The 24735-nt window shown below is 45.7% G+C and carries 13 protein-coding genes; 6 read left to right on the plus strand and 7 right to left on the minus strand.

Annotated elements, in window-relative coordinates:
• The first annotated feature begins 154 nt into the window (after positions 1–154).
• The 3 genes from prpC (at position 155) to prpF (ending at position 5425) form a co-directional block, all read left to right on the plus strand.
• The gene (gene prpC, locus J8L84_RS15380; RefSeq protein ID WP_211071455.1) at positions 155–1279 is read left to right on the plus strand and encodes a 2-methylcitrate synthase; all 1125 of its coding nucleotides are present in this window, start codon (positions 155–157) and stop codon (positions 1277–1279) included.
• Positions 1280–1306: 27 nt separating this feature from the next.
• Positions 1307–3898 carry a Fe/S-dependent 2-methylisocitrate dehydratase AcnD gene (gene acnD, locus J8L84_RS15385; protein WP_211071601.1) on the plus strand — a complete coding sequence of 864 codons (2592 nt, stop codon included), beginning with the start codon at positions 1307–1309 and terminating at the stop codon, positions 3896–3898.
• 348 nt (positions 3899–4246) lie between these two features.
• The gene (gene prpF / locus J8L84_RS15390) at positions 4247–5425 is read left to right on the plus strand and encodes a 2-methylaconitate cis-trans isomerase PrpF (RefSeq protein WP_211071456.1); all 1179 of its coding nucleotides are present in this window, start codon (positions 4247–4249) and stop codon (positions 5423–5425) included.
• A gap of 69 nt (positions 5426–5494) precedes the next feature.
• On the opposite strand, the gene J8L84_RS15395 is transcribed toward prpF, so the two are convergent.
• The 4 genes from J8L84_RS15395 to J8L84_RS20690 all read right to left on the minus strand — a co-directional run bounded on the left by J8L84_RS15395 (position 5495) and on the right by J8L84_RS20690 (position 12102).
• Complete coding sequence (locus J8L84_RS15395) at positions 5495–6676, minus strand: ROK family transcriptional regulator (RefSeq protein WP_211071457.1); 1182 nt, start codon at positions 6674–6676, stop codon at positions 5495–5497.
• A 74-nt stretch (positions 6677–6750) separates the two neighbouring features.
• On the minus strand, positions 6751–7980 hold the full coding sequence (locus tag J8L84_RS15400; protein WP_211071458.1) for a DUF4147 domain-containing protein: 1230 nt from the start codon (positions 7978–7980) through the stop codon (positions 6751–6753).
• Between the two features lie 11 nt (positions 7981–7991).
• Positions 7992–9566 carry a sodium:solute symporter gene (locus J8L84_RS15405; RefSeq protein ID WP_211071459.1) on the minus strand — a complete coding sequence of 525 codons (1575 nt, stop codon included), beginning with the start codon at positions 9564–9566 and terminating at the stop codon, positions 7992–7994.
• 82 nt (positions 9567–9648) lie between these two features.
• Positions 9649–12102, minus strand: a complete 2454-nt coding sequence (locus J8L84_RS20690) for a TonB-dependent receptor (RefSeq protein ID WP_211071460.1) — start codon at positions 12100–12102, stop codon at positions 9649–9651.
• A 189-nt stretch (positions 12103–12291) separates the two neighbouring features.
• On the opposite strand from J8L84_RS20690, the gene J8L84_RS15415 reads away from it, so the two are divergent.
• Entirely contained in the window at positions 12292–13587 is a 1296-nt protein-coding gene (locus J8L84_RS15415) for a trehalase family glycosidase (RefSeq protein WP_211071461.1), read from the plus strand.
• A gap of 15 nt (positions 13588–13602) precedes the next feature.
• Positions 13603–14841, plus strand: coding sequence for an AGE family epimerase/isomerase (locus J8L84_RS15420; protein ID WP_247670819.1), 1239 nt, complete (start codon positions 13603–13605; stop codon positions 14839–14841).
• A gap of 76 nt (positions 14842–14917) precedes the next feature.
• Here J8L84_RS15420 and J8L84_RS15425 read toward each other — a convergent pair whose 3' ends face one another.
• The 3 genes from J8L84_RS15425 to arcB all read right to left on the minus strand — a co-directional run bounded on the left by J8L84_RS15425 (position 14918) and on the right by arcB (position 19605).
• Positions 14918–16588 (minus strand): PH domain-containing protein, encoded by a 1671-nt coding sequence (locus J8L84_RS15425; protein WP_211071462.1) that lies wholly within the window; start codon positions 16586–16588, stop codon positions 14918–14920.
• Positions 16588–17166 carry a PH domain-containing protein gene (locus tag J8L84_RS15430; RefSeq protein ID WP_211071463.1) on the minus strand — a complete coding sequence of 193 codons (579 nt, stop codon included), beginning with the start codon at positions 17164–17166 and terminating at the stop codon, positions 16588–16590. The genes J8L84_RS15425 and J8L84_RS15430 overlap by 1 nt, the downstream gene beginning before the upstream one ends.
• An 81-nt stretch (positions 17167–17247) precedes the next feature.
• Positions 17248–19605 carry an aerobic respiration two-component sensor histidine kinase ArcB gene (gene arcB, locus J8L84_RS15435; protein WP_211071464.1) on the minus strand — a complete coding sequence of 786 codons (2358 nt, stop codon included), beginning with the start codon at positions 19603–19605 and terminating at the stop codon, positions 17248–17250.
• A 650-nt stretch (positions 19606–20255) separates the two neighbouring features.
• On the opposite strand from arcB, the gene gltB reads away from it, so the two are divergent.
• Positions 20256–24722, plus strand: a complete 4467-nt coding sequence (gene gltB, locus J8L84_RS15440) for a glutamate synthase large subunit (RefSeq protein ID WP_211071465.1) — start codon at positions 20256–20258, stop codon at positions 24720–24722.
• Positions 24723–24735: the final 13 nt, after the last annotated feature.

A 24735-nucleotide genomic window follows, 5' to 3' on the forward strand; every position in this document is an offset into this window, starting at 1 on the left:
ATGGATGCCGAAGCGGAGCCCCCATGGATGGGTTCACGGCGTGGCAGAGCCGCACTCTATACCTATGCAGCAAAGCGGCCTCAAGCAAATTGCGATAATTAATTAAACTAAACAAACTTTTGTACCTTACATACACAAGACCGGAGACAACAAGATGGCTAAACAATTAAGTGGCGCGGGATTACGCGGCCAAGTTGCGGGAAAAACAGCACTGTCTACTGTAGGCGTATCAGGTTCTGGCCTGACATACCGTGGTTACGATGTAAAAGATTTAGCAGCCAGCTGCCAATTTGAAGAAGTGGCTTATCTTATTTTGAAAGGCAAATTGCCTAACCAATCCGAGTTAGATGAATACAAAACCTTGCTTCGTGGAATGCGCGGATTACCTCAGGCCCTTAAAGATGTATTAGAGCGTATTCCAAAAGACGCACATCCTATGGACGTACTTCGTACAGGTTGCTCTATGTTGGGTAACCTTGAAATGGAAAACGACTTCAGCGAGCAAGAACACGCTACTGACCGCATGTTAGCTTGCTTCCCAAGTATTATTTGTTATTGGTATCGCTTTACTCACGATGGCATTCGTATTGATGTAGAAACCGATGACGATTCAATCGGTGGTCATTTCTTACACATGCTACATGGCGAAAAGCCTCGTGAGTTGCATGAGCAAGTGATGCACGTATCACTTATTTTGTACGCAGAGCACGAATTCAACGCCTCTACCTTTACCGCTCGCGTGTGTGCCTCAACCCTGTCAGACATGCACTCATGTGTCACTGGTGCTATTGGCTCTCTTCGCGGCCCATTACATGGCGGTGCAAATGAAGCAGCCATGGAAATGATAGAAGGCTTCACCTCAGCCGATGATGCTGAAGAAAAAATGATGGCTATGCTAGCGCGTAAAGACAAAATCATGGGCTTTGGTCATGCAATTTATTCTGAATCTGACCCTCGCAACGAGATTATTAAAGGCTGGTCTGAAAAACTAGCAGCCGATGTGGGTGACGATGTGCTTTACCCTGTTTCTGTGCGCTGTGAAGAAGTAATGTGGCGTGAGAAGAAATTGTTCTGTAACGCTGACTTCTTCCATGCATCAGCCTATAACTTTATGGGTATTCCTACTAAGTTGTTTACTCCTATCTTCGTAATGTCTCGCCTAACTGGCTGGGCGGCCCACGTGATGGAACAGCGCGCTGACAACCGCATTATTCGTCCGTCAGCGGAATATACCGGTGAAGATATTCGTGACGTACCTCCTATGTCTGCACGTAGTTAACGGCTAAGGCTTAAAATCATGAGTAATATGAATTACGAATACCGAAAACCTTTGCCTGGCGCAGGAATCGATTTTTTCGATACCCGCGAGGCCGTGGAAGCTATTGAGCCTGGCGCCTACGATAAACTTCCCTACACCTCTCGTGTGTTTGCTGAAAACTTAGTCCGCCGCTGTAACCCAGACGTATTAACTGATTCACTCAAGCAGTTTATTTACCGCAAGGACGATTTAGATTTTCCGTGGTTCCCTGCCCGCGTGGTATGCCACGATATTCTAGGGCAAACCGCGTTAGTTGACTTGGCTGGTTTACGGGATGCCATTGCCGCAAAAGGCGGCGATCCGGCGAAAGTAAATCCAGTCGTGCCTACCCAGTTAATTGTCGATCACTCATTAGCCGTTGAACATGCGGGTTTTGAACCCGACGCGTTTGAAAAAAACCGCGCTATTGAAGACAGACGTAACGACGACCGTTTTCATTTTATCGACTGGACTAAACTAGCGTTTAAAAACGTGGATGTGATACCGCCCGGTAACGGCATCATGCACCAAATCAACTTAGAGCGTATGTCACCAGTTATTCAATCACGTGACGGCGTAGCCTTTCCTGATACCTTGGTTGGCACCGACAGTCATACCCCGCATGTTGACGCACTAGGCGTTATTGCGATTGGTGTGGGCGGCCTTGAAGCGGAAAGCGTCATGCTAGGGCGCGCTTCTTACATGCGCCTACCCGATATTGTGGGTGTTGAGCTTACTGGTAAGCCTCAGCCAAACATTACTGCTACCGATATCGTGTTAGCCCTTACCGAGTTTTTACGTAAAGAACGCGTGGTGTCTTCTTATTTGGAATTTTACGGCGAGGGAACCACTCACCTCACCCTTGGCGATCGCGCCACTATTTCAAACATGACGCCAGAATATGGCGCTACCGCGGCGATGTTCTACATTGACCAGCAAACCATAGACTATTTGCGTTTAACAGGCCGAGAAGAAAAGCAAATTGCGTTAGTTGAACAGTACGCGAAGCACACCGGTTTATGGGCAGATTCATTAGCCAGTGCCGAATACGAGCGCGTTCTCACCTTTGATTTATCTTCTGTTGGTCGCAACATGGCTGGCCCATCTAATCCACATGCTCGTTTAGCCACCAGCGATTTGGCTCAGCGCGGTGTTGCTAGTGCCTGGGAACAAGAAGACGGCAAAATGCCCGATGGCGCAGTAATTATTGCTGCCATTACCAGTTGTACCAATACATCTAATCCTCGAAATGTGATTGCAGCAGGTTTAATTGCCCGCAATGCAAACAAGCGTGGTTTAACCCGTAAACCTTGGGTGAAAAGTTCGCTAGCCCCTGGCTCTAAAGCGGTAAAACTGTATTTAGAAGAAGCCGATTTGATGGGCGAACTAGAACAGTTAGGCTTTGGTGTAGTGGCTTTTGCCTGCACAACCTGCAACGGTATGAGCGGCGCGCTAGACCCTAAAATTCAGCAAGAAATTATAGACCGCGACTTATACGCCACAGCAGTACTTTCTGGTAACCGTAACTTCGATGGCCGTATTCACCCGTATGCGAAACAAGCCTTTTTGGCCTCACCGCCATTAGTAGTGGCTTACGCTATTGCAGGCACTGTCCGTTTTGATATTGAAAAAGACGTGTTAGGTATTGATAACGACGGTAACCCGGTCACGCTTAAAGATATTTGGCCAAGCGATGAAGAGATTGATGCCATTGTCGCGCAAAGCGTGAAACCAGAGCATTTTCGTAAAGTGTACGAGCCCATGTTCGACTTAAAAGTGAATACTGGCAGCGACATTAGCCCGCTATACGATTGGCGTGAAATGAGCACCTATATTCGCCGCCCACCTTATTGGGAAGGCGCGATGGATGCTGAACGTACTATGACGGGCATGCGTCCGCTGGCGATATTAGGCGATAACATTACTACTGATCATCTATCGCCTTCGAACGCGATTATGGCTGCTAGTGCAGCCGGTGAGTATTTGGCGAAAATGGGCTTGCCAGAAGAAGACTTTAACTCTTATGCCACCCACAGGGGCGATCATTTAACGGCGCTTCGCGCCACCCTTGCGAACCCGAAAGTGTTCAACGAGATGGTGCTTGAAAATGGCGAAGTGAAGCAAGGTTCGCTTGCTCGCATTGAGCCTGAAGGCAAAGTGGTTCGCATGTGGGAAGCCATTGAAGCCTACATGGAGCGCAGGCAGCCACTGATTATTGTGGCGGGTGCCGACTATGGTCAGGGCTCTTCACGTGATTGGGCTGCCAAAGGTGTACGCTTAGCTGGGGTTGAAGTGATTGCCGCAGAAGGCTTCGAGCGCATTCACCGTACCAACTTGCTTGGCATGGGTGTATTGCCACTTGAATTTAAACCGGGCACAACCCGTAAAACTCTCGAGCTTGATGGTACTGAAACCTACGACGTTAAAGGTGAACCTGCACCGGGCGCAACCTTAACCTTGGTGGTGAATCGTGCCAATGGTGAAACCTTAAACGTACCGGTAACCTGTCGCTTAGATACCGCAGAAGAGGTATCGATTTACAGCGCAGGCGGTGTACTTCAGCGTTTTGCCAAAGATTTCTTAGAAGCTGAAGCTACGTAGTTATCGCTGGGATAGGGGAAAGTAATGTCGGTACAGGGCACGCCGTAAATACGTCCCTGTAGGCTCCCAATTCGCATCCATGCGAATTGAGGGCCCTGAACCGACATTACCTTTCCCCATGCATTATCCAACAGCATTAATTAGAAGATGAATTTAGGTGGTAGATTTAGAGGTTGTTCAGAATTTAAATGTTTACCTCCCTTAACTACAGTATGGATTGGTGTGTTTTGAGCAGGGCTTAATCGTTATCACTCTTAGTAAGCAATGATCGTAATCAACCATTGCAACCAGCAATCGTAACAAATCATCGTAACCAACCATTGCCACCAATCAAAAAAGGAATAAACAATGAAGCATGCTCCTCAAATCCGTGTACCGGCTACTTATATGCGTGGTGGTACAAGTAAAGGTGTGTTCTTTAACGTATCTGATTTGCCCGAAGCGGCGCAGCAGCCCGGGCCGGCGCGAGATGCGCTTTTATTGCGAGTGATTGGCAGCCCAGATCCTTACGGTAAGCAAACCGATGGTATGGGTGGGGCGACATCAAGCACCAGCAAAACCGTGCTTCTAAGCAAGAGCGAGCGCGACGGCTACGATGTCGACTACTTGTTTGGTCAAGTCTCTATCGACAAGCCTTTTGTGGATTGGAGCGGTAACTGCGGTAACTTAACTGCCGCTGTGGGCGCATTTGCAATCAATAATGGGTTGGTCGATGCCAGTAAAATTCCAGACAACGGCGTTGCCGTAGTAAATATTTGGCAAGCGAATATCAACAAAGCCATTATTGCCAAGGTGCCTATTACTAATGGTGAAGTGCAAGAAACTGGCGACTTTGAGTTAGACGGAGTGACGTTTCCAGCCGCTGAAGTGGAAGTGGCTTTTGTCGACCCAGCCGATGGTGAAGGGGCGATATTCCCTACCGGCCGTTTAGTCGATACTCTTGAAGTGCCTGATGTAGGCTCTTTCAGCGCCACTATGATTAACGCTGGTATTCCTACTATCTTCATTAACGCTGAAGATATTGGCTATACGGGTACCGAACTGCAAGATGATATTAATAATGATGACGCCGCCCTAGCCAAGTTTGAAGCTATTCGTGCTTATGGCGCAGTTAAAATGGGGCTAATTAACGATATTGGCGAAGCAGTCACACGCCAGCATACCCCCAAGGTAGCTATGGTTGCGTCACCTAAAGGCTATAAGGCCTCTAGTGGTAAAGACATTTTAGGAAATGACATTGATGTACTCGTGCGCGCTATGTCGATGGGTAAATTGCACCACGCCATGATGGGCACGGCCGCTGTAGCCATTGCTGCAGCTGCGGCTATCCCTGGCACACTCGTAAACCTAGCGGCTGGCGGCACAGAGCGTGAAGCCGTTGTTTTCGGGCACCCATCAGGCACCTTGCGTGTAGGCGCAAAAGCTAGCTTCGAGAATGATAAATGGAACATTGAACAAGCGGTTATGAGTAGAAGCGCTCGAATTTTAATGGAAGGCTGGGTTCGTGTGCCCCAAGAGCAGAATTAGTTGACTGGCAATAAACGTAAGTGCCCCGTAACAGCTCACAAGCTAGTTATGGGGTACGATGATATTTTATTATTCTAAAAACCATTCCCTTAAAGGTAGCGTAGCCGCGCCAACCGCAACCGGACTTCTTGTGACTTCCGCGCACACAATTTCAGGTAAGGGTCGCTTTGCGCCTCGCCTGAACTGCGCATAAACATCAATTCGAGGAATGACCTTCTCAGCCAGCTGGGTAGGAATATGACCACCAATTATTATAGCTTGGCTGTCGAGTAACGCGGAGCTTGCGGTAGCGACCAAATCAAAAGAATCCTGAACCTTATAAATCCATTCATCTACCCCAGGCCAGTTAGGATCGAAGGTTTCATTTAACTTATAGATTGAAGGTACGTCGACACCGTGCTTTGACAAGATTCTCTGTAGCAATTGTAAGTTAGGATGACTATAAAGCTTGGCTGGAAGCATGTCACCGAGCTCACCGGCGTTGCCATGCGTACCACGAATCATGTCGCCGTTATTGACCAGCCCACCACCAAACGCACTTGAAACAAACAAGTACACAAAGTTTTTGTACTGTCGCCCTACCCCTGCAATACCCTCTCCAGCTGCCGCGCCAGTTCCATCGTTAACCACCCAAGTAGGCAGTTGAAAGGCTTCTGCAACCGTTTCTGCAATATTAATTTCCGCCCACTCTTCAATGGCATGGTGGGTATTCATTTTTCCATCAGTAGAACTGAAAAAGCCAGAGATCCCCACTCCCATACCTAAAATTCGGTCAGTAGGAATAGCGTGGGTCTCAATCAATTCATTCGCCATGGCTACCGCTTTTCGCAATACCGACTCAATACCCATATCATCAAGCTCAAGAATTAAGGTATCGACAACCTCGCCAGTAAAGTCCAGCACAGCTACCGAAATTGCATCGAGTAATACCGATAAACCAAACGAATAGGCGAACGCTGGATTGGGCGCTATACCTGATGCACTTTTGCCTTTCGATGATTTGGTTTCAGTGCTGCTTTCGTCTTTTTCTTCGTTAACTCGAAGTACGCCTTGTTCAATCAGTCCTTTCACAAGTCGTGACACGGTTTGCTGAGGAATTTGGGTCTGCTCTGCTATTTTGCTTTGCGTGGTGTTCATGTTCCAAAACACTTCACGCACAATAGCGCGAGGGTTATCCGGTAATAATTTATCACCTTTGCTAACAGTAAAAGCCGATCGTAAAAGCTGATTATTTTTAATAGACGCAAGCATAATTAGCACTTCATTAACGTAAGAGGGCAAGGTATAAAACCGAATTATACCCTTGCCATCACACAGTTACAGTTTTAAAAAACACAAATAACACGAAAGTCGTTTACGTTGGTGCGAGTGGGCCCGATGACAATATGGTCTTTTAAGCCATCAAAAAACGCAAAACTATTGTGCTGTTCAATAAGGTTATTTAAGTCTAGCCCTTTTTCTGATGCGCGAGAAAGCGTATTTTCGTCAATATAACCTCCCGCTACATCTTTGCTGCCATCAACCCCATCAGTGTCGGCGGCAAGCGCACATATACGTGCTTGTCCTCGCAAGGCTTCGGCCAATACCATCAAATATTCTTGGTTCGGCCCGCCCTCGCCCTCGGTATCACCCAAAGTAACTGTGAGTTCACCACCAGAAAACAATAAGCAGGTTTCACCTTTTCTTTTATAGTCTAACGCTATCTCAGCGTGACGTTTTGCCACCTCGGCAGCTTCGCCAGTTTCAGCGTAGCTAATAACGTGCGTATTCCAGCCCTCGGTTTGTGCTCTTTTAACCCCAACATCTATTGCCGTATTTGCGTTGGCAACAATGTGATAATCACCACTTATTCTGGGCAACGGTGGGGCGTGCTTCAAATGTTCGGCAATACCACTGACTTCATCCCAACCATATTGCTCTAATATAGCGAGTGCTTCGTCAGGGGTGGAGTTATCTTGTACCGTTAAACCAGACGCAATAAAGGCGGGGTTATCACCCACAACATCCGATATCACCAAAGACGTGTTTTTACCTTTGCTGGCTGCGGCTAACCGCCCACCTTTAATTAATGAAACATGCTTTCGTACCGTGTTCATTTCTTCAATACTGGCACCGCTTCGTAGTAAGAACTTATGTAGTTTTAGTTTTTCTTCAAGAGTAACGCCCTTAGCCGGTGCACAGGCCAGCGCAGAGCCACCACCAGAGATAAGAAAAATAACGTGCTCGTTTTTCGGCACACGGCTAGCGATATCCATTAAGGTATTAGCCGCTATAACACTTTTTTCATCGGGTACCGGATGAGAAGCACTCATTACCTTTATATTCCCAGTTGACCCCGTGGCTTCGTACCCATAACGGGTAACCACCGCGCCGTAAGCATTGTTGCCAAAATAACGATAGGCCTCTTGCGCCATATCGGCGGCGGCTTTACCCGCACCGAGTATGCATACCTTCTCGTAAGGCGAGAAAGCAGTAAAATAGGAGCCAAGACACGCTTTAGGTTTACTTACGTCTACCCCTGACAGGTAAAGCGAGGTTAAGAAATCTTTATTCATAGCACATCCTGTTAGCTAAAAAGTGATGGTAAAATCATGCAGGTTATCACCATGAAAGCGAAAAATGCGCTTAGTAAAATGATGTCTTTCCACGTTAAAATTGAATGGAAAGTTAATTTTTGCAGTGCTACCCCTTTTGGGTGATGTGTAGGCCATGCAATGCTAGTAACCCACGCTACCGAACATGTCACCACGAACCCAATCACGTTCCACCAGAACCAGAAAACCTCGGGTACAAATAACCACACTATGATATTAGTGCCTACGCCAGCGATAAGTCCTAGGTTCACATGGCGCCCTTTTAGCGTTTGACTTAATACTGCCAATAAGAACAGCGCCAAAATAGGACCATAGAATACCGAGCCTACTTTGTTGATAGCTTCAATAATAGTAGGCGCAATATTACCTGCGAACAGTGAAAGCACTAGCGTAATAGCGCCCCACACCAGCCCTGTAAACTTAGCCAGACGCAGGTAGTTAGAATGCTCTAAGTCTTTATTGGTAATGCGACAATAGTCTTCAACGGTAACCGCAGATAAAGAATTAATGGCCGAACTTAGTGAAGACATAGCCGCTGATAATATGGCTACAATCAGCAAGCCGATAAGTCCATGTGGCAAATAATTAAGAATAAACGTGGGCATTAGCCAATCAGGGTTATTGGCTGGAATTTTTTCAAAGAAATCTAAGTTCGTTAACGCCAGCGTACCGACAATAAGCCCTGAAAAGCAGTACAGCAAGGTGATCGGAAAACGTACTATACCGTTTGCCACAATCATTTTTCTTAGGTCGTTTTCATTCCTAGCCGATAAAGCGCGCTGCGCCTGTGTTTGGTCACAGCCATAATAAGATGCATATAAAACAAGACCACCAAATAGCATAGGTAGAAAGCCAAACCCATCACCATTGAAGCCGAATGATGTAAAGTTAATCGCCACTAGACGTTCTTTTGGCACCTCGGCGATAAGCACATCTAGCCCACCTAGTGCATTAAGGCCAATGGCGATACAAGCAATGGTGCCAAGCACTATAATAACCATTTGAATGGCATCAGCGTAAACCACCGCTTTCATGCCGCCTTGAAGCGAGTAAAGCACGGTAATAATACCGGTCAATATTACCGCTTGCCACGCTTCAATACCCATAGTGCCCTGTAGAATGATAGACACCGCATAAATCATTATTCCCGTGGCAAACGCGCGGCTAAATTGAAACACAACGCTAATTAACACCCGCGTTGCGCGGCCAAAGCGTTGCTCAAGGTAATCATAAATACTAACCACGCCCGACTTATACAGTGTGGGCAAAACAGTACCTAGTAGCAATATCATCGCAATAGGAATTGCTAGCTCGTAGGAAAGCCAAATCATGCCCCCACCTTCACGCAACCCTACGAATGCAGGTGCAGAGATAAAGCTAATGGCAGAAAGTTGAGTCGCCATGACTGAAAGAGTAAGAGGTTTCCAGCCTAATGAACGGCCGCCAAGAAAATAATCACCCTTGCTTTCTTGTTGTCGCATGGAAAAACCCATTACAAGCAAAGCACCCAAGTAGCCAACCACGACAATATAATCTAGTAAATTCATATGCGGTTCTTATTATGCGTTAGTAATAAAAAATGCTGATAGCGCCATACGGAACTATCAGCAATGGGGAGGTCAACGTCGACTAAAAATCGTAGCGTACACGCAGCGATACGCGGCGTGGTAAAATGGGACGACCTACAAAATAAGACTCGCCCGCCGTTTGGCTATTGCCAAGACGTGGAGAACCTTCTGTAACACCATCTGAATCAAACAAGTTCCAAACCGCGATACTGGTTCGAATGCGTTCACCTTGTCCAAGCTCCCAGGTGTAACCTGTATCTAAACGGAACACATGGAAATCATCTAGCTCAACGGAGTTCGCATCATTGGTGAAATTTTTACCGTGGTAGTTGTGATAAAAAGAGATGTCCCAGTCATCTAGCGTATAGCGTAGTGAAGAGTTGAACATAACTTTCGGCTTTCTGCGTAACTCGTTACCTACCACACTTGGATCAGATTCATACTCTGTGAACTCATGGTCGGTGTAGGTGAAGTTAGCATCGAAAATAAGGTCGTCGGTAATATTGTAGCTACCCACTACCTCAACCCCGTAAGCCTCGGTAGATTGAAAAACGGGCACTTCTACAGCAACGCCATTTTCATCATTTACAAAGTCGACTGAGCGGCGATCTTCAAGGTCGGTTTTAAACAGCGCTACGGTACCCACGAAATCGTTGAAGAAGAATTTGGCTCCAAGTTCCGCTTGCTTAACAATTTCACTTTCGTAGGTGCCTGGCTCACCGTTCGGATCGAACGCAACACCACGCAGTTCTGGGAAGAAGAACCCTCGAGAATAGTTGGCGTACACATTGAAGTTGTCTGCCATTTTATACAATGCTGCAACCGAGTAAGCGATTTCAGAATTAGACACGTTGCCATGTGTAAGCGCACCATTACCTGTGACGTTTTGCTGTAAATCGGTATAAAGAGAAGGGTCATCATTTACAATTACTGTTTGGCTTCCTTCGCGTGTTATGGTGCCGTCAATATCTTCCCAGCGAATACCTACGTCAATAATCCAATCGTCGCTTTGCATTTGATCGGCAATATAGAATGCGCTTCTGCGAGCAGAAATAGTGGCATCAGAGAAGCTTATGCCAGGGCCTGTTACCCCGTTTTGGCTAACAATAATGTCGTTGTTGTCGCCATCGGTGATGGTTAAATCAACCAATCTTGCTTGGTTGTTAAATTCACCTAAGTAACGGGTAATAACATTGTTGTCTTCTGCTTCTGAACTAGAAAAGAAGGTACCCACAGTAATGCTGTGAGAAAAGTCGCCTACATCTAAGTATTTCACTAGGTTCAGTTCAGATGAAAAGTCGGTAACCGGTCTGTCTCGGTCCAGAATACGGTTAGCAAATAACAAGTCACCTTCAGGTAACGCAATATCGGTACCAGCATAGGTAAACTGCGCATCTTGAACATCGCCTAAGCCACGGCTTGCTAAATATTCACTCTGCGTTTCGGGTACGTTGATTATACCGTCGCCATCAAGAAATAAGTTAAATTGATGGTCGTAGCTGGCATACTTAGCACGAGCAAGCACGTTGAAATCGTTGCCCAGTTCTTTTTGAAACTCCATAGAAATTGAGCCACCCTGAGTGGCCACACCTTCTTCAATGGGGGTTGTATATCTGCCGTTCGCGGTATCGTAGGATAAGCCAGAAGCATAGAAGGTTTGTGTCGACTCTACTTCGCTACCATCATTACCGGCTACGCGGTCTCGGCTTTGAGAATCCAGCGGTATAGGTAAAAAGAACTGCACTTGATCATCAATAGCTTGGCCATAAATAGTGAAATAACCACTCCCATCATCGAATTCTTTGTGTAAGTTACCGCGAAGCTGATAGCCCTCTGTAGGTAAACCAGTATCAATGGGGCCCTCATCGTAACGATAAAAACCTGATAGGGCGTAAAATAGCCCTTTTTCGTTAAGCGGGCCGCTAGTCGCAAAATCTATTCTTTTACGATTATTGTCTGAAAGCTCAAGTTGCACTGTGCTTTCCGCTTCTTCAGTGCCCTTTTTAGACAGGTAGTTAATGACACCGGCGACAGAACCTTGCCCAAACAAATTAGATACACCGCCTCGCACAAACTCAACCCGTTCAATACCTAGGTCATTTCGATAGTAAACATCGTAAGCGGACGAGTTTAAGCCAAACGCACTCAATGTTGGCGACCCGTCATATAACAAAGGCGTGAATTGAAACTGGCCTGAAGAAGGTAAACCACGAACTTGAAGGTTAGTTGCTACTTCACCTCCACCACCTTCAACTTTAACGCCTGGTACATAACGCAACACATCTGCTTGGCTACTCATCGAAAGCTTTGCCACTTCAGCCTCACCAAGTGAAGTTGTCGATTGCGGCGTTTCGGCAATTAGGCGCGCTCGGCTCGTTCCTGTTACGACAATCTGTTCGTAGTCGACTTTCTTCTTATCAACACTTTCTTCTTTGGTTTGCTGATTTGTGTCTTGCGCTAATGCATTTCCTGCTAATAGCGAAGAAATGGTAGTGGCTAGAAGTAGTTTGTTCACGGTGTATCTCCAATATGTTTTGGCATTTGGTGTTGCTAACGGCTTCCCACTTTGCCGTACATCACCTATTTATAATTAACTTCGCATTTACAATAAAACACATTTTTCTTACTTTCAACCCAAAATGGGTTTATTTTTTTAACTATTGTGTAATAATCATCTTAATTCGAACTCAAGATGGGTATTTAGATGACTACTATCGCCACACAAACTGACGAACAGTTAATTGCTGACGCAAAAGCTACGCTAATTAAAAACGACTTAGGTGGGTACACAGTGCCTACTCACGGCCTTTACCCGTTTCAGTGGAATTGGGACTCTGCCATTGTGGCGCTAGGCTGGCTTCCGTTTGATGAACCTCGTGCATGGGAAGAAACCACTTCACTGTTAAGTGCTCAATGGAAAAACGGCATGGTGCCTCACGTTGTTTTCCACCAGCATTCTGATACCTATTTCCCTGGCCCTGATATTTGGGGTGTTAAAAATAATCCCGACAGTACATCGATTACTCAACCGCCGGTGCTGGCCACGGTTATTCGCCAATTATTCGAACAAACTAAAGATAGAGCGCTAGTCGACTCTCAAATATCGCAGATTGTTCAACAACTTATTGACTATCACTTATGGTGGTATAAGCAGCGCGATCCTGAATACACTGGGCTAGTGGTAAGCTATCACCCATGGGAATCAGGCATGGATAACAGCCCAGCGTGGGATGATGCATTACGCGCTGTACCCAAAGTGGGTTGGGAATACACCCGCCGCGATATCAATCACATCGATGCCTCTGAGCGTCCGCACAAAGAAGAGTACGACCGTTTTCTATACCTTGTAGATTTCTTCCGCAAAATGAATTTTGATGACACGCTGATTTATCAAGACTGCCCTTATCGTGTTAATGATGTAAGTATCATCTCGATTCTGCATCGCGGGACAAAGGATCTCCTTGCCCTATGCGACACGCTAAACATCGATAACAAACAAACGGCCTATTTAGCCCATCGTATGGATTTAACCGAAGCGGCAATAGGTAAACTGTGGTCTGGCGAAACCAGTATGTTTCATAGCTTTGATACCCGCAGCGGCAAATTGTGCAGTGCAAGAACCAATGCTGGATTACTGCCATTTTTTGCAGGGCTGGTAAACGAAAACCTCACGCCAAAACTTATCGACGTACTTGATGACTGGCTTACCGATCAACCCTTTGCTATATCGTCAACTCATCCTGAAGATCCTTGTTATGAGCCACAACGTTATTGGCGCGGACCTATTTGGTTACACATTAACTGGATGATTACGCTGGGATTAGAAGACTACGGTTTCTTAAAGCAAGCTAAACAAGTGACCGATGCGAGCAGAAACCTTATTTACACTAGCGGGTTTAATGAGTCTTTCCATGCAGAAACAGGCGCAAGAAGTGGTGGAGCTGACTTTTCATGGACAGCGGCCATGGCACTTTATTGGCTTCTACCCAACCAAGAATAATAAGGTGAGGGAATAATGATGACTTCAGTGACAACGAATAAAACGCCTCGCGATCTCGCGTTCTCATCACCGGATTTTCTTAGCCAACATATAAAAAGTATTTTGGCATTTTATGAACCGAATGTTGACGCCCTGTCTGGAGGCTTCCATCAAAACTTTTCTGATGATGGCAGTGTGTTTGATGAAAACACACGCCATTTGGTTAGCTCAACCAGATTTGTTTTTAATTATGCTCGCGCTTATTTAGCGTTTGGTGATAGCCGGTACCTATCTAGAGTAGCGTCTGGAATTAAGTTTCTTCGCGAGTATCACTTAAACCCCGAAACTCAAGGCTATGCGTGGGTGTTAAATGTAGAGGGTGTTAAGCACAACGTTAAAGATGCTACCAATCATTGTTATGGATTAGCCTTCGTGATGCTGGCTTACAGCTGGGCATATCGAGCTGGTATGACTGAGGCGAAAGACTATTTAGACGAGACCTTCGCGTTAATGGACACCCACTTTTGGGATAAGGATTACGGGCTCTACAAAGACGAGTTTAATGCTGATTTTAGTACTTGCAGTGACTACCGTGGACAGAATGCAAATATGCATAGCTGCGAAGCGTTAATAGCGGCCTTTGAAGCCACTCAAGACCAGCGCTTCTTAAAACGCGCTTTACTGGTTGCCGAAAATATTACCTTACGCCAAGCAGCAAAAGCTGATAACCGCATATGGGAACATTACACTTCAAGCTGGGAGGTTGATTGGGAGTACAACAAAGACGATCCTAAAAACCTATTCCGCCCATGGGGTTTTCAGCCTGGTCATCATACTGAATGGTCTAAACTCTTGTTACAGCTTAATCAGTATAGCCCTCAACCTTGGCTGGTTGAGCGAGCGCAAAGCCTGTTTGATGCTGTGATAGATATAAGTTGGGATAGCATAAATGGCGGCATAGCCTATGGGTTTGCGCCAGATAGCAGTGTATGCGACAACGAGAAATATTTTTGGGTGCAGGCAGAAAGTTTCGCCTGTGCAGCAAGATTGGCTATCGTCACACAAGATGATAAATACTGGGATTGGTACCATCGTATTTGGCAATACGCGTGGACGCATTTTGTCGATCATGAGTATGGAGCCTGGTTCAGAATTCTATCGCCTGAAAACGGCAAGTTAGAAACCACTAAAAGCCCAGTCGGCAAAACCGATTACCATACTATGGGAGCCTGCTACGATGTAATGGACGCATTAACCTTTAATGCTCATAAATAGTAGATAGCTGATAGTAGCATTATCACTTTTTAATACCTTGGATGCAGCGGCACTTAGCTTTTTAACAACGTTGCCGCTACATCCAAGATTTTCGTTTCGATTCCACTTCAAACAACACATTATTCGCCAATTCATTCGCATAATTTTCAGGTAAAAATGGGACTGAAATAGCGCCAGATGCTAATACAAACTGCACCGTTGCCAGCTTTCGCCTTTTCATAAATACACTTTGCTTTACCACTACCTGCTGAACTTTGTAGGGTTCGAAGCATAAATAATCCACGCCTATGCGCCCTCGCCTTACATAAATGTATTTATCATCACTTGCCACGCCCCAGCGCCACCATCTAAGCGCAATAACACCCAGCAGTACTGCGCTAACAAAGGTGACGCCTGCGGTAATATCTAAATGCTCTATATAGATACCAAATCCAGTACCTACCACGAAAGGAATAGAAAGCCCGGCGATAACCCAATGTAAAATATACCGCTTGCTAATGGGCTGGTAATCGCTACGGCGAATTTTACTCTGCGGCATGACCTCTTGGCTTAATTCATCCGCTTCGTCTTCGGTAACAGAAGGTACAATAAGCCGGTTTGGCGACATTAGCTCATTGGTACTGTGCCCAATTGATGCGTTTTGCTCGAAATACAAGTTCACGCGCTTAAGAATTCTGTCTAACCAATCTTGCTTTGCCGAGATAACCTGAATGCGAGATGCTCGCATACTCACTTCTTGTTTGTTCAATAAACCACTTCTACGGATGTACCTGTCATGCTGACGAGATAACGTATAGTCGTAAAAGGTAAATAACGCGCCGCCGATACTAATCAGTGCCACTATTGCCATAGCCATCATCAGCATGACAAAGGCGTACAAACCAAACTGCCACCAGGCTATGGTTTGCTCACCAACCAGCTGGTTTAGCTGCAAGCCCTTTTCAGCCAACCATTCCGATAGATAGCCAAAGGCATTGTCATAAAACGGGGCTGCGGCGCCTAACAAAATCCATACTCGGTTGTTGGTAATGCCGTGAATGACAATATCGGTGATAGAGCGCCTGTTGAGTACGGTTTCGCCATCTCCATTGGTCTGTGAATAACGCTTGCCTTGATCGCCATTAACCACACTATTAATAGCGCTATCAGCATTGGCAACTGCAGTGCCATGATTTGTATGAGAACTGTCCTCGCTGTCTTCTACAAACTTGTGGTCTTGATGCTCGGCTAGTACCTGCTTTCTTAGCGCATGGGCATAGGCCAAAGGAACGGCAACTATTTTGGCCTCTTCTCCGGCACTTCCCGCGGTATCAAGTATCACCAGTGCAAAACCGAACGGTCGGTAGTAGAAAGGTAATTCAATTTTTACATTCTGAATGCGCCAAAAAGGCAGGTTAGTATAACTTCTTGAAAACACCCCACTGTGAATTTCAACGTGCTGATTGCTAACTCTAAAGCGGTACATAAAGAAGCTAACAACACCGCTTGAAAAGAAAATAATGAGAATAGCCGCAATACCTAATAGGGTGTTTGGCGATTGAATGTTATCGGTAATATTGGCCGTTACCGCTATGGCTGGTACGGCGTAGATAGCGCCTTGCGCCATGTTTTTAATGCTGCGAAGGGTGAAATACGCAATGGCTATGGGTGAAAGTCTTCGCCAGTCTTCGCCGGTGTCCACCTTAACGGCTTGCCCTCCCGCACTGCTTTCGGAAGGCTTCGCTGTGTCTACTTCGGGGGAAGCCACTATTTTGCACTCACATCTTTATGATCGAGAATGAACTGCCTTAATCGCTCGGCCACTTCCACTTCTATACCTGGAATTTCAAATGTGTGGGTGGCGCCACCAGCTGAAAATACCTGCAAAGAAGCTAACCCCGCTAATCGGGCTAGCGGCCCTCTTTTCAATTCAACGTGTTGAACACGCAATATAGGTTGGCAAGACAACGACCTAAATATTAAGCCTGACTGCAAGCTTAGGTCTTGTTCACGTAGGGCATATTTAATAAGCGGATCGGCAAAGAAATGATAGGTCGCCCATAAACAACCCAATACACAAATTCCTATAATAATGTATGGATACGCTATGGCTAAAGGTTCGGGCAGCATAAAGAAAGACTGATAACGTAATGCGCTTGCAACCATGATTAAAACAAACGCAATGCCAAAAGCCAATGAGATATTAATAACGCGGTAACGCGGAGAAATAGCTTCTAAGTTTAATTGGTTGAGTTGCGGTATGTCTGACGCAGTCTTGTGCTCATTAGTCGTTACAGCGTTTAGCTGAGCATTGCTAAACGTCTCGTTGTCGGTGCCCATTGTCATTACGTCTACCCCTTGTAAACTCGCGAAATCGACTTCCAAATAAAAACGGGGCTTAATCAGCCCCGTTTTTTGGTAAACGATTTAATCGTCTACCCGCTGCTGATTAAGCCACTCTTGTAAGGCTTTCATGTCGTGCTGTACGGCCATTTGCAACTCTTCAACCCAATCGTGGACGTTCTGCCACCACGTAGGGTGGTCACCCTGTTGGATTTGATTAGCAATACGCTGTACACGTGCAAGCCCTACAGAGCCTGCCGCGCCTTTAATCTTGTGTGCTTGTGAGCACACTTCAGATTTTTCATCGGCACTTAGGCTTAACTGCAAAATTTCCATGTATTCAGGCATTTTTTCCTGAAACACTTTAACGCTTGCCCGCACCATGTCATCGCCTATTGTATCCACTAACATCTGGAGCAAGTCCATATCTAAAATGTTACTTAATATTTTGCTAGGCTCTGGTGGGCGCTCTACCTGCCCTTCAACTTCTAACGGTGCAGGTGGCGCATGGAATAACTCGTTAAACACCTCAATCACACGAGACTTCTTGATGGGCTTGGCAATAATATCGTCCATGCCGTTCTGCAAATACTCTTCCCGCTTTTTAATCACATTTGCAGTAAGTGCCACAATAGGCGTTTGCATCACTAAATCTTCTTCATGCAGCGTACTGGCCACGTCGAAGCCGGTCATATCAGGTAATTGAATGTCTAACAGTATTAAGTCGTATTGATTCTCGCGGGCTTTATCAATAGCTTCTTGTCCTGTCATGGCCACATCCACCTTTTGCCCCATTTTTTCAAGCAAGGCTTTGGCAACCATCACGTTAAGCTCAATATCTTCTACCAACAGAATATTCAAATCGGTAACTTGAAGCTGCGCCACTTGCATAGGCTTTTTCGATATTTCTACCGGTAGCTCTATTTCAAAGCGCGTACCTTTACCTACCACACTGGTAACCTTGATATTGCCCTTCATTAAATCGACCATTTGCTTACAAATAGCCAAACCAATACCGGTACCCGTGGCTGATTGATGATCAGGGTGGTCAACTTGATAATACATGGCGAAGATTTTTTCTATCTCTTCTTCAGGTATTCCTACCCCAGTATCTTCAATCACAAAGGTGACGAACGCTAAGTCATTTTCAGGTTTGGTGGCTTCAATCGATAAACTTACGTGACCTTTTTGGGTAAACTTCACTGCGTTAAACAGGATATTCCACAAAATTTGGCGCAAGCGCGTACCGTCTACTTCAACCAACCTTGGAAGAGGTTCTTTAATTGTCGTTTTAAGTTCTAGCTGTTTATCACCGGCTAACAGTCGAATAATACTGCTTAGCTCTTCGGTAAAATCTCGCAGCGACACGGTTTTTAAACTTAGCTCGACCTTGTCTCTATCTAGCTTATCCAAATCGATAATATCGTTGAAGATGTTACCCAATGTGATAGCACTAGCATAAATAGTACTTACCCAGCTAAATTGCTCTTCACTTAATTCGGTATCGCGCAGCATTCTACTTAAGCCAACAATACCGTTTAGCGGCGTACGTAGCTCGTGGCTAATCGTGGCGATAAAGCGCGTTTTATCGGTACTGGCTTTCGCTGCTGCATTTTCTGCTTGTTTACGTTCAGTCATGTCTCGACCAAATGATAGCAAGCCTAAACGGTTGCCTTCTTTATCGAAGAATGGAACCCGCTTCATTTCGAAGTAGCGGCGGCGGCCATCGGCAAAGCGTAGCCATAACTCTTCGGTAATACTGGCGTTTGTTTCTAGTACTTCGTGATCACTGGCAACAATTTGGCGTGCCAAGTCTTCTTCATAAACATCGGTAGGGGTTAAGCCCAACAGCTCCTGCTCTGTTTTACCGGTCATGAGTTCTGCTATACGGTTGCAACCAGCAAAGCGCCCTTCTTCGTTTCGGTAGTAAATAAGATCTGGCGAGGCATCAATTATCGAGCGAAGTAAGGTAGATAAGCGGCGGGCTTGTGCTTCTTGTTCAGATTTATCCTGAATTTCACGCTCTAAGTCTTTAAATAAGGCTTCACGCTCTTCTTGTGCTAACTTGCGTTGCTCAATTTCGTGATTTAATTGGCGAATATTAGTTTGCAGTTCACGGTTGAGAAAAACATCTTCTTCTCGCAAGCGCTCTAATTGGCTCACCACTTCTTTAAGATTGGTACGTGAATTTTCTAACTGTTTTATCAGCTCGCTAAAAAAGTACAGCACCCAAGGTGCCGAAAGCATGGTGAGGATAACCGCGCTGATAAAGTCATCAGGTTGTACCGCACTGCCCATGCTTACGCGAATGACGTAAGAGCCACCAAGTGTGAAAACCAGCGACAGCACCACGAACAGAATACTTAACTTAAGCGTACCGAAGCGCTGCACAAATTGTGCAAAGCGAATAGCCCAAGAGTCATTTGGAGAATCTGAATGCATGAACGACTTATTGTTAGGATTATTTTCAGCATATCCTATCAGGCTTTATGCGTTACGGAAATGCTCACGAGGTCCGACGCGCTTGATGAGCAATGGCGCGGCAAAATGAATCTTGATTACACGGTGCATTTTTTGTACAACGCATTGTGATTCTGGTATCGTGTAATAAAGGCTTTACAACTACATAAAAATACAGCAAACACGCCCTTGACTAGATATTAAACTCCTCTATGTGAATTTTTATTCATTATTGGTGATTTAATGATACTTGCTATAATTACATTGCCTACCAATAAGACGATATATCGGGTTATAACAAATTTATTACAAAGATGAATTTATAAGTTTAACACTATGAAAATAGTGAAGATTTTAAACTATATGCTAAATCTTTGTTATACCCCCTGTTTTAGCGTTTGATTTTACATATCAATATAGGTATTTTGTACGCCCCGCAAAGCAATAATGCATAAAAATGCGGAACACGACTGGAATCCTCTAATAATAAATAACGACAAGAAAAGGCGCATAGAGCGGTAATAGTGCCAGCTCGACAAAAGACGTCTGAACAATGTTGTGATACGCAATACCTAGGCGCATCTACACGCAACGCACACCTTGCCCCAGTCAAAGGTTGAAGGAGTTAAGAGATGAGTTTATACAACCCCAACGATTCCCGGGATAACTGTGGATTTGGCTTAATCGCCCATACCCACGGAGAAGCTAGCCATGCGCTAGTTGAAACTGCTATTCACGGTTTAGACCGTATGCAGCATCGAGGCGGTATTGCCGCTGACGGGAAAACCGGAGACGGCTGTGGTTTACTACTGCAGAAACCGGATGCGTTCTTCCATACTATCGCCGCAGAAAATGGCTGGAAACTCAGCAAAAAATACGGCGTTGGCATGATCTTTCTAAGCCAGGACCAGGCCCTTGCGCAAACTGCGCGTGAGGTGTTGAATGAAGAACTTGAAAAAGAAACCCTTAGTGTTGTTGGCTGGCGCGAAGTGCCTGTCGATCGCTCTGTTTTGGGTGAACTTGCTCTTACCGGCGTGCCACAAATAGAACAAGTATTTGTGAATGCACCAGCAGGTTGGCGCAAGCGCGATCTTGAACGCCGCCTTTATATGGTGCGTCGACGCGCTGAAAAGCGCCTTGAAAGCGATCCAGACTTTTATGTTGCCTGCCTATCTGGTTTGGTAACGATATATAAAGGCTTGGTAATGCCGAAAGACTTACCAGCCTTTTATTTAGATTTAGCCGACGAGCGTTTAAAAAGTGCTATTTGTGTATTCCACCAGCGCTTTTCAACCAATACGCTTCCACGTTGGCCGTTGGCTCAGCCGTTCCGTTTCTTGGCCCACAATGGTGAAATTAACACTATTAAAGGTAACCGAGATTGGGCAATGGCACGTGCATCTAAATTTGCTACGCCGCTTATTCCTGATTTGAAAGAAGCAGCCCCTTTCGTTAATACCGAAGGTTCTGATTCATCGTCACTTGATAACATGCTTGAGCTATTTTTAGCCGGTGGTATGGATTTATTCCGTGCCATGCGTTTATTAGTGCCGCCTGCATATCAAAACAACAAAACCATGGATAACGACCTACGTGCATTTTATGAGTTTAACTCAATGCACATGGAACCGTGGGATGGCCCTGCCGGTATCGTATTGACGAACGGCCGCCATGTGGCATGTAACCTTGACCGTAATGGTCTTCGCCCTGCCCGCTACGTTATCACTAAAAATGGCTTCATCACTCTTGCCTCAGAAGTGGGTATTTGGGATTACGAAGAAGCTGACGTTATTGAAAAAGGCCGCGTAGGCCCAGGTGAAATGCTAGCCGTTGATACCTACACAGGTAAAATCTGGCGTTCCACTGAAATTGATGAAGATTTGAAAGCGCGTCACCCTTATAAAGAGTGGCTCGATAAACATATTCGTCATTTGACCCCTATTGAAGAACTAGATGCTTCACTGATTGGTAAGCGCGTTTTTGATGACGACACCATTTCAGTATTCCATAAGCAGTTCAGCTATAGCTATGAAGAAATTCAGCAAGTTATCAAGGTACTTGCGAAAGACGGACAAGAAGCCGTAGGTTCTATGGGTGATGATACGCCAATGGCGGTCATGTCTTCACGCCAGCGTACCGTATACGATTACTTCCGTCAGCAGTTTGCACAGGTCACTAACCCGCCTATCGATCCGTTACGTGAAAACCATGTAATGTCGTTAGCCACCTGTATCGGCCGCGAACAAAACGTATTCAGCGAAACCTCAGGTTATGCAGACCGCGTATTGTTTAACTCGCCAATACTTATGTATACCGATTTAAAACAGCTACGTGAATTTAACCCTGATAACTACTATTCAGAAGTGGTTGAACTTCAGTACCAACCGCAAGAAGGTTTGAAGAAAGCCATCGAGCGTATTTGTAACGAAGTAGAACACTTAGTTAAACAAAAGCGTGCGGCGTTCGTGATTTTATCCGACCGCAACATCAGACAAAACCGCTTACCTATTCCAGCTGCTATGGCCGTTGGTGCAGTACAGCGCCGTCTAGTTGATAAATCACTACGTTGCGACGCGAACGTAGTCATTGAAACCGCCAGTGCCCGTGACCCACATCACTTTGCCGTACTCATAGGTTTAGGTGCTACAGCGGTATATCCGTTCTTAGCCTACGAAACCATTGAGCAGCTTTGTGAAAAAGGCGAACTCGACATTTCACCAATGCAAGCCACATTGAACTACCGTAAAGGTATTAATAAAGGCTTGTACAAAATAATGTCGAAAATGGGTATCAGTACCGTGGCGAGTTACCGTAGCTCGAAACTATTCGAAGCGATTGGTATTAACGATGCGGTAATGGAACTGTGTTTCAGAGGTGTTACCTCGCGCCTTCAAGGTGCCGATTTCGACGACTTCCAACAAGATACGGTTAACCTAAACCGCGTTGCTTGGTTGAAACGTAAGCCTGTTGATCACGGTGGTTTGCTTAAGTATGTACATGGCGGCGAATACCATGCGTACAACCCAGATGTAGTTAGCACACTGCAAAAAGCAGTGATGACCGGCGAATACAGCGATTACCAGCAGTATGCAAAACTGGTTAACGAGCGCTCTCCTGCGCACATTCGTGACTTGTTAGCGCTAGACCCACAAAGCGAGCCTGTTGATATTAGCGAAGTAGAAAGCGCGCAGAACTTGTTCCCGCGTTTTGATACCGCTGCTATGTCAATTGGTGCATTAAGCCCTGAAGCGCATGAAGCCTTGGCGATTGCTATGAACCGCTTAGGCGGGCAGTCGAACTCAGGTGAAGGTGGTGAACATCCATCACGCTTTGGTACTGAAAAGAACTCAAAAATTAAGCAGGTTGCTTCTGGTCGCTTTGGTGTAACACCGCATTACTTAGTCAATGCGAATGTTATTCAAATTAAAGTGGCTCAGGGCGCGAAGCCTGGTGAAGGTGGTCAGTTACCTGGCGACAAAGTGAATAAGTATATTGCTCAGCTGCGCTTCTCAGTACCTGGTGTAACCCTTATTTCGCCTCCACCGCATCATGATATTTATTCAATTGAAGATTTAGCCCAGCTTATCTTCGACTTGAAACAGGTGAACCCAACTGCACTGATTTCAGTGAAGTTAGTGTCTGAACCTGGTGTAGGTACTATTGCTACGGGTGTAGCAAAAGCCTATGCAGACCTTATTACAGTATCAGGCTACGACGGCGGAACAGGCGCAAGCCCACTTACGTCGGTTAAGTATGCTGGAAGCCCGTTCGAATTAGGTTTGTCTGAAACACAACAAGCCCTAATTGAAAACGGCCTTCGCCATAAAGTCCGCGTACAAACTGACGGCGGCCTTAAAACAGGTTTAGACGTGGTTAAAGCCGGTATTTTAGGTGCGGAAAGCTTCGGTTTCGGTACGGGTCCTATGGTGGCGTTAGGGTGTAAATACTTACGTATTTGTCACTTGAACAACTGTGCGACCGGTGTAGCAACACAAGATCAAAAGCTTCGTGACGACCACTTCATTGGTTTACCAGACATGGTAATGAACTACTTTAAGTTTATCGCCCAAGAAGTACGTGAAATTATGGCCGCTCTTGGCGTGACTAAGTTTGACGACCTTGTTGGCCGTACTGAGCTACTTAAAGTGATAGATGGCGTGACTGCGAAGCAAAACCGCCTTGATTTAACGCCATTGTTGGTAAGACCGAAAGCAGGTGAACATACCCGTCTATTCTGCTCACAAACTACCAATGAGCCCGTTGATAAAGGTGTGCTTAACGCACAAATGCTAAAAGACGCGCAACAAGCAGTAGTAGATAGCGAATCTATTGAATTGAAGTACCCTGTGCGCAATACCGACCGCTCGGTTGGTGCATTGCTATCAGGTGAAATTGCCAAGCACCATGGTAACCACGACTTTGAAGATACACCGATTAAAGTGAATCTTACCGGTACTGCCGGCCAAAGTTTTGGTGTGTGGAACGCGGGCGGCTTGCACATGCATCTTGAAGGTGACGCAAACGATTACGTAGGTAAAGGGATGACTGGCGGTAAGCTTGTTATTCATCCACCAAGAAATATTACTTACGATGCGCATGAAAGTGCCATTATGGGTAACACCTGCTTATACGGTGCAACGGGCGGTAAATTATTTGCTGCGGGCCGTGCTGGTGAACGTTTTGGTGTACGTAACTCTGGTGCCATTGCGGTAGTTGAAGGTATTGGTGACAACGGTTGTGAATACATGACCGGTGGTATTGTTGCAGTACTTGGCCCAGTAGGCGTTAACTTCGGTGCCGGTATGACAGGTGGTTTTGCGTACCTTATGGACGACAACGACGACCTCGATAACCGTGTAAACCAAGATCTTATTGAGATTATGCCTGTTGACGGTAAAGCGATTTTAGTAGAGCACTTACGTGGCCTTATTAATCAGCATTACGAAGAAACTGGCAGCGACCATTCGTTAGGCTTGCTAACCGATTTCGCGGCAACGCTGAAACGCTTCAAGCTTATTAAGCCGAAGACCAGTGATGTGAAGAACCTATTAGGCCACATCAGTCGTTCAAGCGCTGAATTGCGCATTCAGGCTCAGTAGGAGGAAAAAGTTT

The sequence above is a fragment of the Alteromonas sp. MMG017 genome (assembly GCF_018100795.1).
In the GTDB taxonomy this organism is placed as follows: domain Bacteria; phylum Pseudomonadota; class Gammaproteobacteria; order Enterobacterales; family Alteromonadaceae; genus Alteromonas.